The following is a 16180-nucleotide window of genomic DNA, read 5'->3' as shown; positions in this document are numbered from 1 at the left end:
TTGCAGACAGTCTATGAGATGGCGCTCTGCCTGGCTCTGGCGCAGCCGGCATAGCTGCTATGCAGTGGCTGCCTGCCAAGCCTTTGACAGGCACAGGCTCGCTACACTGCAGTCATGACTACAAGTACAGACACCCCCGTGAATCGCCCCGACATCACCATTTTTCACAACAGCCGCTGCAGCAATTCGCGCGGCGCGCTGGCGCTGCTGCGCGAGCATGGCATCGAGCCCAATATCGTCGATTACATCGCCACGCCGCTGACGGCGCCGGAGCTGGCTGAGCTGGTGGCGCATCTGGGTGTCCCCGTGCGTGACTTGCTGCGTACCAAGGAGGCCCAGTTCAAGGAGCTGGGTCTGGATAACGCAGCCGTCAGCGATGTCCAGCTGATTCAGGCCGTGGCTGCGCATCCGGTGCTGCTCAATCGACCCATTGTGGTCACCCCCAAGGGGGCCAAGCTTTGTCGCCCGCCGGAGCTGGTGCTGGAGCTGATCTGAGGCTGTAAAGAGCCTGAGCACGCCGGACCGTGTGCGAGCCGGCGGCTGCCGGATCAGGCCTTTGGCCCAGAGCTGCACGGGCCTAAGTCTGGCCTAAGTGTGCATGTTCAAACTTCCCTTCAACGACACCGATCCGGTGCTTTTCTTTGAAAGGATGACCATGAACACAATTCTGTCTACGCCTCGCCGACTGGTGATGGCCCTGGTGGCTGCTGGTGCGATTGGCGCACTGGGCGCCACCGGCGCCGGCCTGGTGGGAACCCGCAGCGCTGCCCAGGCGCAGGTGACGCAATCTGCAGTGGCTGCACAACCCACAGCGTTTAACCTGCCTGCGGTGAATGCTCCCAATTTTGCGGATATCACGGCACGCAACGGCGCGGCCGTGGTCAATATCAGCGTGGTGGGCTCCTCTCGTGCCATGAGCGACGATGAAGGTGACCAGACCAGCGAACGTCAGCAACAGGGCCCTGGCATCAGCCCTGACGATCCCTTCTTTGAATTCTTCCGCCAGTTCGGCATTCCAGGCATGCCTGGTGGCCAGGGCATGGGGCCGCGTGCGCAACAGCCCGATACACCCATGCGCGGACAGGGCTCGGGCTTTATCGTGTCCAGCGACGGCGTGATTCTGACCAACGCCCATGTGGTGCGCGGAGCCAAGGAGGTGACGGTCAAGCTCAACGATCGCCGCGAGTTCAGGGCCAAAGTGCTGGGAGCCGACCCCAAGACCGATGTGGCGGTACTCAAGATTGACGCCAGCGGCCTGCCCACGGTCAAGCTGGGCCAGACCAGCCAGTTGCGCGTGGGCGACTGGGTACTGGCGATCGGCTCGCCCTTCGGTTTTGAGAACAGCGTGACGGCTGGCGTGGTGAGCGCCAAGGGTCGTTCTCTGCCCGATGACTCCTTCGTGCCTTTCCTGCAGACGGATGTGGCGATCAACCCCGGAAACTCCGGAGGCCCGCTATTCAACGCTCAGGGCGAGGTCGTGGGCATCAACAGCCAGATCTACACCCGCTCTGGCGGGTATCAAGGGGTGTCGTTTGCGATTCCCATCGAACTGGCAACCCGTGTGCAACAGCAAATTCAGGCAACGGGTAAGGCCCAGCATGCCAAGCTGGGCGTGAGTGTGCAGGAGGTCAATCAGGCCTTTGCCGATTCCTTCAAGCTGGATAAGCCCGAAGGTGCATTGGTGGCCAGTGTCGAAAGGAATGGCCCTGCCGCCAAGGCCGGACTGGAACCAGGCGATGTGGTGCGCAAGGTGGATGGCAAACCCGTTGTTGGTTCGGGCGATCTGCCAGCCTTTATCGGCCAGGCCTTGCCAGGGCAGAAAGTGACTCTGGAAATCTGGCGCAAGGGTGAGTCCAAAACCCTGAGTGCGACCCTTGGCGATGCCAGCGACAATGCTGTGAAGGTGGCCAAGTCCTCTCCCGATGGAGACAAGGGCAAGCTGGGTCTGGCGCTGCGCCCCCTGCAGCCTGAGGAGAAAAAGCAGATTGGTGTGGACTCCGGTCTGCTGGTGGCTCAGGCCAGCGGTCCGGCTGCAGCGGCAGGCATCAGCCAGGGAGATGTGCTGCTGTCCATCAATGGCGCACCTGCCGGAAATATCGACGAGGTGCGGGCCGCAGTCGCCAAGGCGGACAAGACCGTGGCCGTGCTGATCTGGCGCGAAGGCAACAAAATCTTTGTGCCGGTGCGCCTGGGCTGACTGACGCCCTGACTACGCAGAAAACCGCAACCTTCCGGGTTGCGGTTTTTCTTTATCTGCTTTCATTGATTTAAAACAAAAAATATCTGAATGAATGAATATTCTATGAATTTCAACATAATGTTGTCATATTTCAAGAAGTGACGAGTTTCAGGAGAAGTAATGCCATAGACTGCCGGGCCAAAGCACTCATTCGTCTTTTTGACGCCGTTTGGTGGCGATTTGGCGTGACCGCAAATACATCATGACGGCCCTCGGAGCAGGCGCTGCGAGGGGAAGATTTTTTGGATCAGCAACACAGTCTGCAGGTGCAAGGCCTGGGCGCTTCATATGGTCCACGCGTGGTTCTGGCCGAAGTGGACTTCACGCTGCCGCAATCAGGCGTAACCGCATTGCTGGGCCCTGCGGGTACAGGAAAATCCACGCTGCTGCGCACGCTGGCCGGACTGAATGCGGTCAATCCGCGTTTTCGCAGCTGGGGGCAGGTGGTCTATTGCGCTCATCCATTGCGTATGCCTTTGAGCGCCGATGGCGTGCAGGCCTTGCCGCGCCTGGTACAGCAGCATGCCCGGCTCATGCGTGCCAACACCCTGGATGCACTGATCGAGAAGGCGCGCCAGAGCGAGTCACGTGGGCCACTGCAGTGGCGCACGTGGGTGACTGAACAGCTGCAGCACTATGGTTTTGCCGAGCTGGCCCAGGTACTGGACAAGTCCACCATGCTGTTGAGTGCGGTGCAGCAACGCGCTGTAGCCATTCTGCGCGAGGCCTGGGCCCGGCCTGCGGTGTTGATGGTGGATGAGCCCACGGCTGATCTGGATGGCTATGAGGCGTTTTTGCTGCTGGACTTGATCAAGCAGATAGGGCAGCACAGTAGTGTGCTGCTCGTCACGCACCATCAGCAGCATGCCCAGGCTGCTGCCCAGCAGATGCTGTTGCTCGCAGGTGGTCAAATTCAGGAAGCCGCCGCAATGGCGGCGTTCACTCAGCGGCCGCTCAGTGCCGCCGGTCAGCAATTCCTGCGTACCGGCAGCTGCGCTGTCCCCATGCCGGGTACCCCTTTGAATGAGCTGGCCGACGATGTTTTGCCGCCACCTCCCTTGCCTGCCGCCGCCTTGGCGGCCATCGCCGAATTTTCCGACTTGCCTGCATCTTCGGCAGCCGTAAGTGAGGTCGTTACTTCCTCCAAACTGGAACCCGTGCTGCCTGCGTCAACGTCGGTCTCTGCACCTGAACCTGCACTGTCGCAACCGGCAGCGGTCGCGTCATCTGGCCTGTCCTCTGCAGCCCGCTACCAGCCTCGCACCGTGAATGCGGCTGTGCTGATGGAAATGCAGCCATTGCTGGCTGCTGAAAATGCCGTGCCAGCCAGCCGCGGCCCGAATGGATTTTCCTGGCTGGTGCCAGGGAGGCTGGCAGGTACGCCCTGGCCGGGCGTGGTGCACGACATGGACGCCGATCTCAAAGCCCTGAATCGTTGCGGCGTCACCATGCTGATCACGCTGACGGAAAAGGACTTCCCGCAGGATGCCTTGGCCCGCAATGGGCTCAAGAACTTTCACCTGCCGGTCTATGACCACGAGCCACCGACAGTGGCACAGATGCAGATGCTGCTGGCACGCATGTCTGCCGCCCTGCGCCGTGGGGAGGTGCTTGCCGTGCACTGCCTTGCCGGATTGGGCCGCACCGGAACCGTGCTTGCCGCCTGGCTGGTGCGCGAGGGCCTGACTGCCGAAGAGGCGCTGCGCCGTGTGCGATTGATTGACGCTCAGTATGTGCAATCCGAGGCGCAGGAAGCGCTTCTTTATGAATTCGAAAACGCATTGCTGCAAAAGATGGCGTGATGTTTTCAAGACCACCAAAGCATGGCCGCTGCGGACTGCATACGGCCATGACGCAAAAGATAAGCAATAGGAAAGTGAGAGCGAAATGAGTTTGGATGCTGTGTTGACGCAGGCCGTGGCTTCGGTGCCTGAATGTTTGGCTGCAGGTTATGTGGATGCTGCTTCGGGCATGCTGCTGTCGATCCGTACCGTGGATTCCCATCCGCGTGACGTGATTGATCTGGTGGCTGCGGCTACGGCCGACCTGTTCAACGGCCCCAATGTCTCCATGATCGAGACCCTGTTCAAGCGGTCGCGCGGCATCAGCGATGATGGTCACCACTATTTTCAGGAAATCATCATCAACAGTGACAACCTGATTCATGTCTTTCTGCGTAGCAAGGCAGTGCCTGACTATGTGGCAGTCTTTGTCTGCCGCCGTACCGCCAACCTGGGCATGGCATTGACCAAGGCACGTATGGCGATGCCGGGCATCGAGGCTGCGGTGTAACCGGCAGCCCTTCATGTGAGGTGGCGGCTTGCCCGCTTGGGGTGGGGCTGGCTCGTTTGCCGCCGTGCGGGCATGCAGGCAGCGTGCGATGCGCCCTTTGTTTCTGGTGCTGGGCATTTCCGCTGTAGCGGCGCTATCCTTGCGCCATGCGTTTGTTGCTTGTTGAAGATGACACCATGATCGGCCAGGCCGTGCTGGCGCTGCTGCGCGGTGAAGGCTATGTGGTGGACTGGGTTCAGGATGGCGCCCAGGCCGATACAGCCTTGCATGGCCACCAGTACGATCTGGTGCTGCTCGACTTGGGCTTGCCCAAGCTTGATGGCTTGCAGGTGCTGCGCCAGTTGCGTGCGCGCAAGGATGCCACCCCGGTGCTGGTGGCGACCGCCAGGGATGCCGTGCGTGACCGCATTGCGGGGCTTGACGCCGGGGCCGATGACTACGTCATCAAACCCTATGACATGGATGAGCTGCTGGCCCGCATTCGCGCGCTAACGCGGCGTGCGGCAGGGCATCTGGATGCGGTGTATGAGCATGAAGGCATCATGCTCAACCCCAATACCCGTGAGGCCAGCGTGAATGGTCAGCCAGTCACCCTGTCAGGCCGTGAATGGGCGGTGCTGCAGGCATTGCTGACAAGGCCGGGAGCTACGCTGTCACGTCAGCAAATCGAAGACAAGCTCTACGGCTGGGGCGACGAGGTCAGCAGCAATGCGGTGGAGGTCTATATCCACGGGCTGCGCAAAAAGCTCGGCGCTGCAGCGGTGCTCAATGTGCGTGGTCTTGGATATATGGTGCCAAGACCATGAGCAAAAACCAGGCATTGAAGCGGCTGAAGCTGCCTGGTTCGCTGGGCGGACGCCTGCTGCTGTTCATCGGCATGGCGATTTTGCTGGTGGCAGTTCTGCAGGGGGCTTTTGCCTATCGCAATGCTCTGGAGCAGACCGATACCCTGTTCGACTACCAGATGCAGCAGACGGCGTTTGCACTGCGGGCAGGTCTGCCGGTCGACGCCAAAGGCCGGCCGCAGGGAACGCCGCCCGAAGATGAAAACAACGAGTTCATCGTCCAGGTCTGGACCAATGAGGGACTGAGAATCTTCGAGTCGGCTCTGGGCGATGCCTTGCCTCAGATGGCTGTGCTGGGCTTTGCCGATGTGCCTGCGCGTGGCACGACCTACCGTGTGTTCTCACTGCAGACACGCTCTCAGGTGATTCAGATTGCACAGGACATGCGCGTGCGTCAGATGCTCGCGCGTGAAGCCGCCTGGCGCAGCTTGTTGCCTGTGGTGTTGCTGTTGCCGCTGCTGGCGCTGGCCGTGTGGTGGGTGATTCGCCGTTCACTGACTCCCGTGCATCGGGTGCGCAGGGAGTTGGCCCTGCGTCAGCCCCAGGATCTGGCACCCGTGGCGGAGCATGATCTGCCGGATGAGATGCGCCCGCTGGTGGAGGAGCTCAACAACCTGCTGCAGCGCGTACGGCAGGCTTTTGAGGCCCAGCAGAATTTCGTTGCAGATGCTGCGCATGAGCTGCGCTCGCCGCTGGCCGCGTTGCAGCTGCAATTGCAGCTGCTGCGCAAAGCGACGGACAGCGCTGAGCGCGAGTCAGCGCAGACCAGTCTGGCGCAAGGAATAGAGCGCGCCAGACGACTGGTGGAGCAGTTGCTGGCATTGGCCAGGCAGGAAGCCAGGCCGCAGACTGAAGACGCGCCGCTGGCGGACTTGCGTGTGCTGGTCGAGCAGGCCCTGGCTGATGCCGCACCGGCTGCCCAGGCCAAGGGGCTGGACATGGGCCTGAGCGAAGACCCGCAGCAGCAGTCCGCATTCAGCGTGGCCGCAGATGCCGGTGCACTGGCGGTGCTGCTGCGCAACCTGCTGGACAACGCGATTAAATACGTGCCCGCCGGGAGCCGTGTTGATGTGGGCTGGTTGCAGGACGAGCACGGACGTGCACTGGTAGTGGAAGACTCGGGTCCTGGCATTGCACCGGCAGAGCGTCAGCGCGTCCTGCAGCGCTTTGTGCGAGGTCAAGGGGCTGGCGGCATGGCCGGCGGTAGTGGCCTGGGACTGGCCATTGCGCAAAGCATTGCGCAAAGCAGTGGTGCGGAGCTTTTGCTTGACGAGTCGCCGCAACTGGGCGGTTTGCGTGTCAGGGTCCTGTGGCCTCAGTCCTAGTCTGACAATCGATTGCTTGAAAATATGAGCGTTGGGATCTGGCTTTCATTGCATGATTGAAAGATAGTCTCAGTCGAATGAAAGTGATGATGCCTAGGCTTTAGGCTTTGCTTGAGCTGCCCCACTCGTCGTGCGGCCGTACCCCCAAATTGCACCATGCCATCAATTATTCAACGCCTTTCCCAGACCGTCTCTGCATCTCAGAATCTGCCCAGCTTCACGCGACCTCTTCTGGAAATCATGGTGGAAGTGACTGATCTGGAGTCGGCCTACCTCACCACCGTTGATGAGACACGCGGTATTCAGAATGTGCTGTACTCCCTCAATACGGGAGGCATGAGAATTCCCGAAGGGCTGGAGGTTCCCTGGAACGATACCTTGTGCAAGCGCTCGCTCGACGAAGGACGTACCTTTACCGAGAATGTTGGCGAATGCTGGGGCGACTCGGATGCAGCGCGCCAGTTGGGTATCCAGACTTATGTGAGCACGCCCGTGCGTTTTTCCAATGGTGCGTTGTTTGGCACTTTGTGTGCAGCCAGCGACCATTCCGTCGCGCTGGCAGCAGAGGCCGAGGATTTGCTGCGACTGTTTGCCAAGATCATTGCCGGCTTTGCCGAGCGCGAGCAACTGGTGAGATCGTTGCAACATGCCAATGAGGAGCTGGCCTCGCTGGCCATGCTCGATGCCCTGACTGGATTGCCCAATCGTCGCTGCGTGACTGAGGAGCTCAACCGGCTCATTGCTCATTGCCGCCGCACCCGTGAATGGGTGCTGGTGGGCTTTGTGGATCTTGACCGCTTCAAGCAGATCAATGACCAGTTTGGTCATGAGGCTGGGGATGCGTTGCTGCGTGCCATGGCCGAACAATTGCGAGCAGGACTGCGCAGCAGTGACATGCTGGCTCGTTTCGGTGGCGATGAATTCGTCATGGTCGGTGCAGGGCCTCTGCTGGATGAAGACGCTGAGGCCGTGATCAGGGAGATGCAGTTGCGACTGAGCAAAGCCTCTGTCGCCATCTTGCAATTGGCCGACGGACGTGAGATCGAGTACGCAGGAGCCAGCGTAGGCATGGTCTGTTTGACGCCCGATGACACCGACGTGGACGATGCTTTGCAGAAAGCCGATGCTGCGATGTACAAAGTGAAAGCTGCAAGGCAGAGACTGCCTGAGGTGATCTGACTTTAAGAGACTCCCCAGGGGGTCTTTTTCATTGCTGCACGACAGTCGATCGACCTTGCAAAGGAGGGCAGCGTGCAGGCTTGATGTCTCGGTAATAATCGTTGGCGGAGGTATTGTTTGTGAAAAATTCGCTCGCAGAAGGTCTGGACTTCGAGGATATGTTCAACCTGGCCCCGGTATCGCTCTGGATGGAGGACTACAGCGGCCTGAAACAGATATTCGATCAATGGCGGGCGCAGGGCGTGAGCGATCTGCTCAGTTTTCTCAAAGAAGATCCGGAGCGGCTCAAGCTGTGCAGTCAGTCCTACAAGGTGCTGCGGGTCAATCAATACACGCTTGACCTGTTCAAGGCCGCTGATGAGGAAACCCTGAAGAGCCGGCTGAGCGAGGTCTTTCGCGGCGACATGCTCGACAGCATCATGAACGAGCTGCTCGCCCTCTGGGAAGGAGTGCTCAGTTTCGAGACCCGTTCGGTCAACTATGCCCTGGATGGACGGCGGCTTGATGTGCAGGTGAGGGCGCGTGTACTGCCGGGCTACGAGCAAAGCTGGAGCCGGGTGCTGGTCTCTCTGGAGGATGTGACGGCCGAAGTGCAGAGCACGGTGAAGCTTCAGAGCAGCGAGCAATATTCCAGAGACCTGTTCGAGTACTCGCCGGTGTCGCTGTGGGTCGAGGACTTCAGCGTGGTCAAGCGCCTGATGGACGATGTTCGAGCGCGCGGAATCACCGATTTCCGGACTTTTCTGAAAGTGCATCCGGAATTCGTGACCCGCTGCATGCAGGAAATCCAGGTGCTCGATGTCAATCGCCAGACGCTGCAAATGTTCGGTGCCGAGAGCAAGCAGCAACTGCTGCAGAATCTGTCCAAGGTTTTCAGGGGCGAAATGTACGATTCGTTTGCCGAGCAGCTGATAGACCTTTGGGAAGGTAAGCTGGTGCAGCAGCGGGAAGTGGTGAACTACGGACTTTCTGGCGATGTGCTCCATATTCATATGGAGTTCGCCATCATGAGCAGCCATGCGGAAAAATGGGGCTTGGTGCTGCTGTCACTCGTAGATATCACCGCTCGCAAGAAGGCTGAGGCTTATCTCGAATATCTGGGCAAGCATGATGTGTTGACCCAGTTGCGCAACCGCGCTTTCTATACGGAAGAGCTCAACAGGCTGTCGCGCAAAGGGCCCTGGCCCTTGTCCATGCTTGCCATAGATATGAATGGACTCAAGGTAGTCAACGACGAGCATGGTCATACTGCAGGCGATGCCATGCTGAGGCGTATGGGAGAAGTTCTCTCCAAGGCGGTGGATGCGCCGGCCTGCGCTGCCCGCATCGGTGGCGATGAGTTTGTCGTGCTTTTGCCGGGAACCGATGAACGCGGTGCCGTGGCATTGCAGGAGCGCATCTTGTCCTTGCTGGAGCTGAACAATCAGTTCTATCCGGGTCACAGCATCCAGGTCTCCATGGGTCATGCCTGTGGCCAGGAAGGCACGCCGATAGAGAGCATCGTTCAAGGGGCGGACAAGGCCATGTATGCTGAAAAAGCACGTCTTTACCGGGACAAGGAGCGCGACAGGCGTGTGAGCTCAACCTGAGCGCAGGTATGCGTCAATCCAGTTCCACTTCGCGTCACAGTCTGACTGCAGGAGCTTGTAGCGGGTTGGGACATTCCTATCTGTCGAGACAAAGGCCAAAGGCGATCAGCCAAGTTTTGGAAGTGCTACAAGACACCAGAGTTCTTCATGGCTGCTTGAGTCTTGCCTTGAAATATCACGGGAGAAGTCTATGAAAGTCATCGGCCTTGCCATGCTTGCCGCAATCGCCGTCAGTGCCTGCAGTTCTGCGCCGTCTCAAGATGCAGACCGTGAAGTTGCATTCACCTGCGCAAACGGAGAATCCATTTCGGTGCGTTTCTCGCCTGCCAACAGCAAAGCAGTCCTGATACGCGGTGGTCAAGGCATAGAGCTTCCACAGCAGCCAAGCGGCTCCGGATTTGTGTATAGCAACGGGCCCAATACCATCCGAGGAAAAGGACTGGATCTGACGGTCGAGGTCGGCCGCATGGTGCCGATCCAATGCAAGGCCCGGTAAGGGTCCTCTGACTATCGCCGTAATTCAACCGCATTCATGCGCATGTGCTCGGTTGCAGGCGCAGACCTTTGAAGCGTATTTGGCGTTCGCTGCCATCTGACGCTGGAGTCTTCTTGAGTGGTTAGTCTTTGCCGCAGAGCTGGGCTGAGCTGCTTATGTTGCCAGCTGTCTTTGCAACTCCTCGACGAAGCATTGCGTGCGTTCTGAAGGTGCCGAATGACTTGGCAGTGCTAGCGCTACCTCTACTGAGCACTCGGGCAGGAACGGTTTGATGCAGAGGGTTGACGCAAATGTTGCCGCCACGTATGGGTTCACTACGCCCAAGCCTGTACCTTGCGCTGCGAGGCAGCAGATGGTGGAAGAGTAGGTTGTCTCGACAGTTGAGCTGGGCCGGACATCATGCTCGAGCATGGTTCGCTGCAGTTGCAGGTAGATGTTGTCGTCCGAATTCAAAGTCAGCAGCAGCTGATTTTCCAAATCCTGGACATGCAGGCTGCTGTGCTGTGCCAGCGGATGGCCTGGATGCATGACGCAGACGGCCTGGGTCTGATGCAGAACGCTTGCATTGAGTTCAGGGGCGCCAATGGCCATGGTACTGACCACCAGGTCAAACTGGCCGTGCAGCAGTCCTTCCCGAAGATGTGTGGTGCCTAGCGTCTGCAGACTGATGTGTGTGCTTGGGTAGTGCTGCAGAAAATTGTGCAGGGCCGCAGGAACGATGGACAGTCCCAGTGCCGGGGTGCAGCCTATGCGCAGAGTGCCTGCACCGAACTGCCGCAACCCCTGAAGGTCGCGCTCAATGCGGTCCAGACCTACGAAATGTTGCTGCACCGTCGAAAAGAGCTCCCGTGCCTCTGCAGTCGGGCGCAGCCGCCCTTTATACATATCAAACAGCTTCAGGTCCGCGCCCGTCTGCATCTGAGCCAGCAGACGGCTGATGGACGGTTGGGTGGTGTGCAGCAACTGCGCAGCGGCGGTCGTTGTGCCGGTTTGCATCACGGCACGAAATGCTTCAATTTCTTTAAAACTCAAAGGGCGTGGCATGGCGCAATCGGATTGATGCTGAGGGGGAAGGGTATACCAGCTGCGTATAGATGAGTTTGAAAAATGAATTTTTCCGAGTAGGTTAGGCTTTCTACACTGACTTCCATACGAATAAGTGCATGCGTTTTCAGGAATTGAGGGCGCATCGATCAATCCAAGGAGTCATTAGATGGTTTGCATTAGCGCTCGTCGCTCTCTGTGCATGGGAGTGCTGGCTGCCGCAACGCTGGCGAGTGTCGGCTCAGCCTGGGCTGAAGACAGCTCCGCATATCCCAACCCTGCTCGTCAAATTCGCATCATCGTGCCGTTCACTGCGGGTGGCAGCTCGGACGTGCAAGCCCGTATGCTTGCCGACAGGCTCGGCCGTATGTGGAACCAGCCTGTGGTGGTGGAAAACAAGCCCGGGGCGGGCGGTCATCTGGGCGGGAAATATGTGTCCGACCAGCCTGCGGACGGCTACACGCTGATGGTGGGCTCCATCGGATTGCATGCTGCTTACGGGGTTTACAAGAAACTGCCTTACGACCCGGCCAAGGAGTTGCGCGTTGTCACCGTGCTGGCGGAGATGCCCCATGTCGTGGTTGCTACTCCCAATTTGCCGGTCAAGAATCTGCAGGAGCTGACCGCGCTGGCCAAAAAGGACCCAGGCAGCATCAATTTTGGCTCTGCTGGCGTGGGCTCGTCGGTCCACATGATGGGGGAGCTGTACAAGCTCCAGTCCGGTGCTCCCATTGTTCATGTGCCCTATCGTGGCAGCTCGGCAGCACTTAACGATTTGCTTGGTGGCCAGATCCAGCTGATGTTCGAGAACCCTCCGACAGTGCTGGCGCACGTCAAGGGCGGCAAGCTCAAGGCACTGGCGGTCACAGGCAATGAACGCCTTGCGGCATTGCCGGATGTACCGACGGCCAGCGAGGCAGGAATGAAGGACTATGTGGCCACATCGTGGACCACGGTTGCTGTGTCTTCCAAGGTGCCTCAGGCGGTGGTGCACAAGCTCAGCGAAGACATCCGCAAGGTGGTCAATACACCCGAGTTCCGCAAGGGGCTGCAGGAGCAGGGGATGAGTGCCCTGGCCAATACCACGGTAGAAGCGCAAAGCTTTGTGGCCAGGGAAAAGCAGCGTTGGGATCAGGTGATCGCTGCTGGAAAGATTACGGCGAACTAGCCAGAGCCGGGCTTTTTCATGCCCTGCATCGTTTTCGAGTCGCAGCCTGTGCTGCGACGCTACTGCTTGACATCCAATGACGACCTCTTCTCATTCTTCTTTTGCTCCCTGCCGACGCGTGGGTAACGGCAGCCTTCATCACTTCTTCGGCTACTACAACAAGTCCAACTGGGACAAAAGCAATCGCCTGCTGGCCGCCCAGCAAACGCCCTGGATGGACATCTATCTGACGCCAGAGGTCAAGGCAACGATTGGCTATTTCGACACTCAGGACGGTGACCGCTTTCACGCAGTGGGCGAGACCGGTGCCTGGAACTTCCAGATGGGCAGCCAGCTGCAATGGCTTGACGGTGCACCGGGCCGCAAGCTGATCTATAACGATCGCACGGGCGATATGTCCGCTCGTTACCCTGGCTTTGGCGCCGTGGTGGTGGATGTGGATACGCAAGAGCGCCGCGTTCTGCCCATGCCCGTGTATGTGGTGGCACCCAGCAGTGCCTGGGCGCTGTCGGTCAACTACCGGCGTCTGTACATCACGCACGAGACCATTGGTTACAGCGAACCGGGCCAGCCGTTTGAATTGCCTCTGGCGCCCGCTGATGACGGCATCTGGCGCATGGAACTGGCGACAGGCGATGCCCGGTTGCTGGTCAGCTATGCGCAACTCAAGGCATTCCATCCTGTGAGGTCGATGGACAAGGCCATCCACTGGGTAAGCCATATCGAGGTCAACCCGGCTTCCTCACGCATACTTTTTCTGCATCGCTGGACAGAGCGAGTGAAAGATGAGACCTGCTTTCTGCACCGCCTTATCACCATGAATCCGGACGGTTCGGACATGCGCTTGCTGGAGTGTTCCGATCACCCGCTGCCGCAACTGGCCGACGACTTCGACCCCGATGCCGTAGGCACGTTTGACTATGAAAAATCGGAATACCAGATCTCTCACCCCCTGTGGCAGGACAACGAGCACATCATTGTCTGGGGGCCGCATGCAGGCGAGATCCACTACCACCTCTATCACGACGTTGAAGGAGGCGAGGTACAGGTGGTTGGCCGCAATGTGCTGGTGGAAAACGGCCATATGACATTCTCGCCGGTGAGCACCCGCTGGATGCTGAGTGATACCTATCCCGACGACAGCACGCACGAGCGCTTTCTGTTCCTTTTCGACATGCAGACCGGCGAGCGTCGCAATCTGGGCAGTTTCTATGCCACTCCGGACCTGAGCAAGGAAAACCGCTGTGACCTGCATCCGCGCTGGAGCCGTGATGGCAAGCAGGTCTGCATTGACTCCGTACATGAAGACCAGCGCCAGATGTATGTGCTGGATGTCTCGTCGATTGTGGATGCAGCCTGAAGGTTGAAAGCAGCGCTATCGCTGATGAGATGCCGGCTAGCCGAGCTGCACTGTGCCTCAAGGCAGTGAAAACGCCAACGCCCGGTGGCTTCGTCTGCACGAGAGATCTGAGGCGAAGAAGCCCTGGGCATCGAAGGCTGAAATGCATGCTCTTGTGGAACACGGCAAGTGCGGCTGTGTTCCATAAGCTGGCGCTGCTCTCGGTGACTGCAGACTTTGTCCTCGGCGTGTACGAGCGCCCGGGCGACTGGGCTAGAATTTCTACATCGGGAAAGCAGCCTCCCGTCCCGCAAGGGTAGACGGTGTCTCGTCCAAGAGCTGGATATTCCCTATGGAGCTTTTATGGACACCGCTTTGCCCAGGCCCACCGATCCGGTTGCGCCGGTCTCTCTTTCTCTTTCAGAAGCGCTGCGTTTCTGGTTGAAGCTGGGCTTCATCAGCTTTGGCGGCCCTGCAGGTCAAATAGCACTCATGCATGAGGAGCTTGTAGACCGTCGCCGATGGATTTCCGAGAAGCGATTTCTCCACGCCCTGAACTACTGCATGCTGCTGCCGGGGCCTGAGGCTCAGCAGCTTGCCACCTACCTGGGATGGTTGCTGCATCGGACATGGGGCGGCATTTTGGCAGGGGTTCTTTTTGTCCTGCCATCGCTGTTCATCATCATGGCTCTGGCCTGGCTGTATATGGCCCACGGCGACATGCCGGTCATTGCCGGCATTTTCTATGGCATCAAGCCCGCTGTGACGGCGCTTGTGGCACAGGCCGCCTATCGGGTGGGCTCAAGGTCGCTCAAGAGCAGTTGGCATTGGGGAATTGCGGCAGCTGCGTTTCTCGCCATTTTTGCCCTTAATGTTCCGTTCCCGCTCATCGTCATTGCGGCCGCAGCCATCGGTTTCATCGGCGGTAAATTGCGACCCGAGGCCTTTGATGGCTCCAGCCATCAAAAAGGCAATGCGCGTCAGTCACTCGGGGCTGCATTGATCGACGACGACACTCCTACTCCGCCGCATGCGCGATTTTCCTGGCGAGGATTCTGGAGGGTGTCGCTGGTCTGCCTGACACTGTGGGGCAGTGCTATGGGCGTGCTCGCCACGGCGTTTGGTCTGGAGTCTGCCTTGGTTCAAATGGGGTGGTTCTTCACGAAGGCCGCGCTGATGACCTTTGGGGGCGCATATGCGGTGCTGCCCTATGTTTACCAGGGCGCGGTGGAGAACTTCCATTGGTTGACTGCAACACAAATGATCGATGGCCTGGCTCTGGGAGAGACCACTCCGGGCCCGCTCATCATGGTGGTGTCCTTTGTGGCCTTCGTAGGCGGCTGGACCAAGGCGATCTTCGGTGCGGATTCGCTGTTGCTGGCCGGAGTCGTCGCAGCAGTGATCGTGACCTTCTTCACTTTTCTGCCGTCGTTCTTTTTCATTTTCCTGGGTGGCCCCTTTATCGAGTCCACCCACGGCAAGCTGAAGTTCACTGCACCTTTGGTCGGCATCACCGCTGCGGTCGTGGGTGTCATCCTGAATCTGGCGGTTTTCTTTGCCTACCATGTCGTTTGGCCTCAAGGCTTCGCAGGACACATGGAGTGGCCGTCGATTGTCATTGGGCTGGCAGCAGGCATTGCGTTGCTCCGCTTCAAGATCAATGTCATCTACGTCATTGTGGCGGCAGGGCTGGCAGGATTGCTAGCGCAGTTGTGGTGATCGCTCCAGCCCCTGTTTTGGGGTGAGTCGTGGGGCGTTTTGCGGCTGCTACAGGCCGGGAGTTCTGGTTAAACTTGTCTTTCCCTGCCATCAAACAGGCTCCTGCCTCTATGCCAGGAGCCACGCTGATGCTCATTCGCATAGGTCCAGGTGATGCCTACCGTCAAATCCATCATCCCGCTTGAACTTGCACCAACCCTGTTCAAGAGCGCCAAAGCCTTCGAGGCCTGGCTGAAGAAGAATCACGCTACCTCCGAAGGCCTCTGGCTCAAGATCGCCAAGCGAGGCTCCAATGAGTCCAGTGTCACCTACCCCGAAGCGGTGGAGATTGCGCTGTGTTGGGGCTGGATCGATGGACAGAAGAAAAGTTTTGACGATCAACACTATCTTCAGCGCTTCACGCCGAGGCGCGCGCGCAGCGTCTGGTCAAAGATCAATGTCGAGAAGGTACAGGCACTCATTGAAGCGGGCCGCATGCAGGCCCCAGGTCGGGCTCAGGTAGAGGCAGCCAAGGCTGACGGGCGCTGGGCGCGGGCCTACGACGGTGCGCGCACGTCCACTGTGCCTGAGGATCTGCAGGCTGCACTGGAGGCCGAGCCGGCGGCCAAGACCTTCTTTGCAAGCATCAATGCCTCCAATCGCTACGCGATACTGTGGCGTATCCAGACGGCCGCGAGAGCCGAAACGCGCGCCAGGCGCATCGCTCAATTGGTGGGAATGCTTGCCCGCGGAGAAACCATCCATCTCTTCAAGCCCAAAGCCAGGGCTTGATTGCGAAGTTCGCACGCGGATGGGCATTTTGCATTGAGCGGCCCCTGTCCCTGTTGTTGTCTGATTGCCTGCGGCGAAAAGCGTGACTCATATACCAGCGCCAGAGAAGGGCTGGTCGATGTTCACGCTGGCGAGGGCTCGGGTTGGGTGACGTGTGGGGAGATGAAGCCTGGA

The 16180-nt window shown here is 58.9% G+C and carries 14 protein-coding genes; 13 read left to right on the top strand and 1 reads right to left on the bottom strand.

The window, feature by feature from the left end:
* Positions 1 to 114 precede the first annotated feature (114 nt).
* From arsC to DFO48_RS08895, 9 genes are all read left to right on the top strand, one after another.
* Positions 115 to 495, top strand: coding sequence for an arsenate reductase (glutaredoxin) (gene arsC / locus DFO48_RS08935; RefSeq protein ID WP_042437682.1), 381 nt, complete (start codon positions 115 to 117; stop codon positions 493 to 495).
* Between the two features lie 160 nt (positions 496 to 655).
* Positions 656 to 2197 carry a Do family serine endopeptidase gene (locus DFO48_RS08930; RefSeq protein WP_114863495.1) on the top strand — a complete coding sequence of 514 codons (1542 nt, stop codon included), beginning with the start codon at positions 656 to 658 and terminating at the stop codon, positions 2195 to 2197.
* Positions 2198 to 2481: 284 nt separating this feature from the next.
* Positions 2482 to 4041, top strand: coding sequence for an ATP-binding cassette domain-containing protein (locus DFO48_RS08925; RefSeq protein WP_114863175.1), 1560 nt, complete (start codon positions 2482 to 2484; stop codon positions 4039 to 4041).
* An 85-nt stretch (positions 4042 to 4126) separates the two neighbouring features.
* On the top strand, positions 4127 to 4531 hold the full coding sequence (locus DFO48_RS08920) for a hypothetical protein (RefSeq protein WP_003075403.1): 405 nt from the start codon (positions 4127 to 4129) through the stop codon (positions 4529 to 4531).
* Between the two features lie 146 nt (positions 4532 to 4677).
* Complete coding sequence (locus tag DFO48_RS08915) at positions 4678 to 5337, top strand: response regulator transcription factor (RefSeq protein ID WP_034348534.1); 660 nt, start codon at positions 4678 to 4680, stop codon at positions 5335 to 5337.
* Complete coding sequence (locus DFO48_RS08910; protein WP_114863174.1) at positions 5334 to 6701, top strand: ATP-binding protein; 1368 nt, start codon at positions 5334 to 5336, stop codon at positions 6699 to 6701. Before DFO48_RS08915 ends, DFO48_RS08910 begins: the two co-directional genes overlap by 4 nt.
* A gap of 156 nt (positions 6702 to 6857) precedes the next feature.
* Positions 6858 to 7880, top strand: coding sequence for a sensor domain-containing diguanylate cyclase (locus DFO48_RS08905; RefSeq protein WP_114863173.1), 1023 nt, complete (start codon positions 6858 to 6860; stop codon positions 7878 to 7880).
* Between the two features lie 119 nt (positions 7881 to 7999).
* The gene (locus tag DFO48_RS08900; protein WP_172590562.1) at positions 8000 to 9469 is read left to right on the top strand and encodes a GGDEF domain-containing protein; all 1470 of its coding nucleotides are present in this window, start codon (positions 8000 to 8002) and stop codon (positions 9467 to 9469) included.
* 190 nt (positions 9470 to 9659) lie between these two features.
* Positions 9660 to 9965, top strand: a complete 306-nt coding sequence (locus DFO48_RS08895) for an MliC family protein (RefSeq protein ID WP_114863172.1) — start codon at positions 9660 to 9662, stop codon at positions 9963 to 9965.
* A 153-nt stretch (positions 9966 to 10118) separates the two neighbouring features.
* Here the strand turns inward: DFO48_RS08895 and DFO48_RS08890 are convergent, their stop codons facing one another.
* On the bottom strand, positions 10119 to 11009 hold the full coding sequence (locus DFO48_RS08890; RefSeq protein ID WP_034348537.1) for a LysR family transcriptional regulator: 891 nt from the start codon (positions 11007 to 11009) through the stop codon (positions 10119 to 10121).
* 169 nt (positions 11010 to 11178) lie between these two features.
* Between DFO48_RS08890 and DFO48_RS08885 the strand changes: the two genes are divergently transcribed.
* The 4 genes from DFO48_RS08885 (at position 11179) to DFO48_RS08870 (ending at position 16006) form a co-directional block, all read left to right on the top strand.
* Entirely contained in the window at positions 11179 to 12177 is a 999-nt protein-coding gene (locus tag DFO48_RS08885) for a tripartite tricarboxylate transporter substrate binding protein (protein ID WP_114863171.1), read from the top strand.
* Positions 12178 to 12253: 76 nt separating this feature from the next.
* Entirely contained in the window at positions 12254 to 13537 is a 1284-nt protein-coding gene (locus tag DFO48_RS08880) for a hypothetical protein (protein ID WP_114863170.1), read from the top strand.
* A 342-nt stretch (positions 13538 to 13879) separates the two neighbouring features.
* The gene (gene chrA, locus DFO48_RS08875) at positions 13880 to 15235 is read left to right on the top strand and encodes a chromate efflux transporter (RefSeq protein ID WP_114863169.1); all 1356 of its coding nucleotides are present in this window, start codon (positions 13880 to 13882) and stop codon (positions 15233 to 15235) included.
* Between the two features lie 153 nt (positions 15236 to 15388).
* Positions 15389 to 16006, top strand: a complete 618-nt coding sequence (locus DFO48_RS08870) for a YdeI family protein (RefSeq protein ID WP_199406972.1) — start codon at positions 15389 to 15391, stop codon at positions 16004 to 16006.
* Positions 16007 to 16180: the final 174 nt, after the last annotated feature.

The organism is Comamonas sp. AG1104 (assembly GCF_003350425.1).
Lineage (GTDB): Bacteria > Pseudomonadota > Gammaproteobacteria > Burkholderiales > Burkholderiaceae_C > Comamonas > Comamonas testosteroni.
This window is presented reverse-complemented; position numbering and strand designations above follow the sequence as displayed.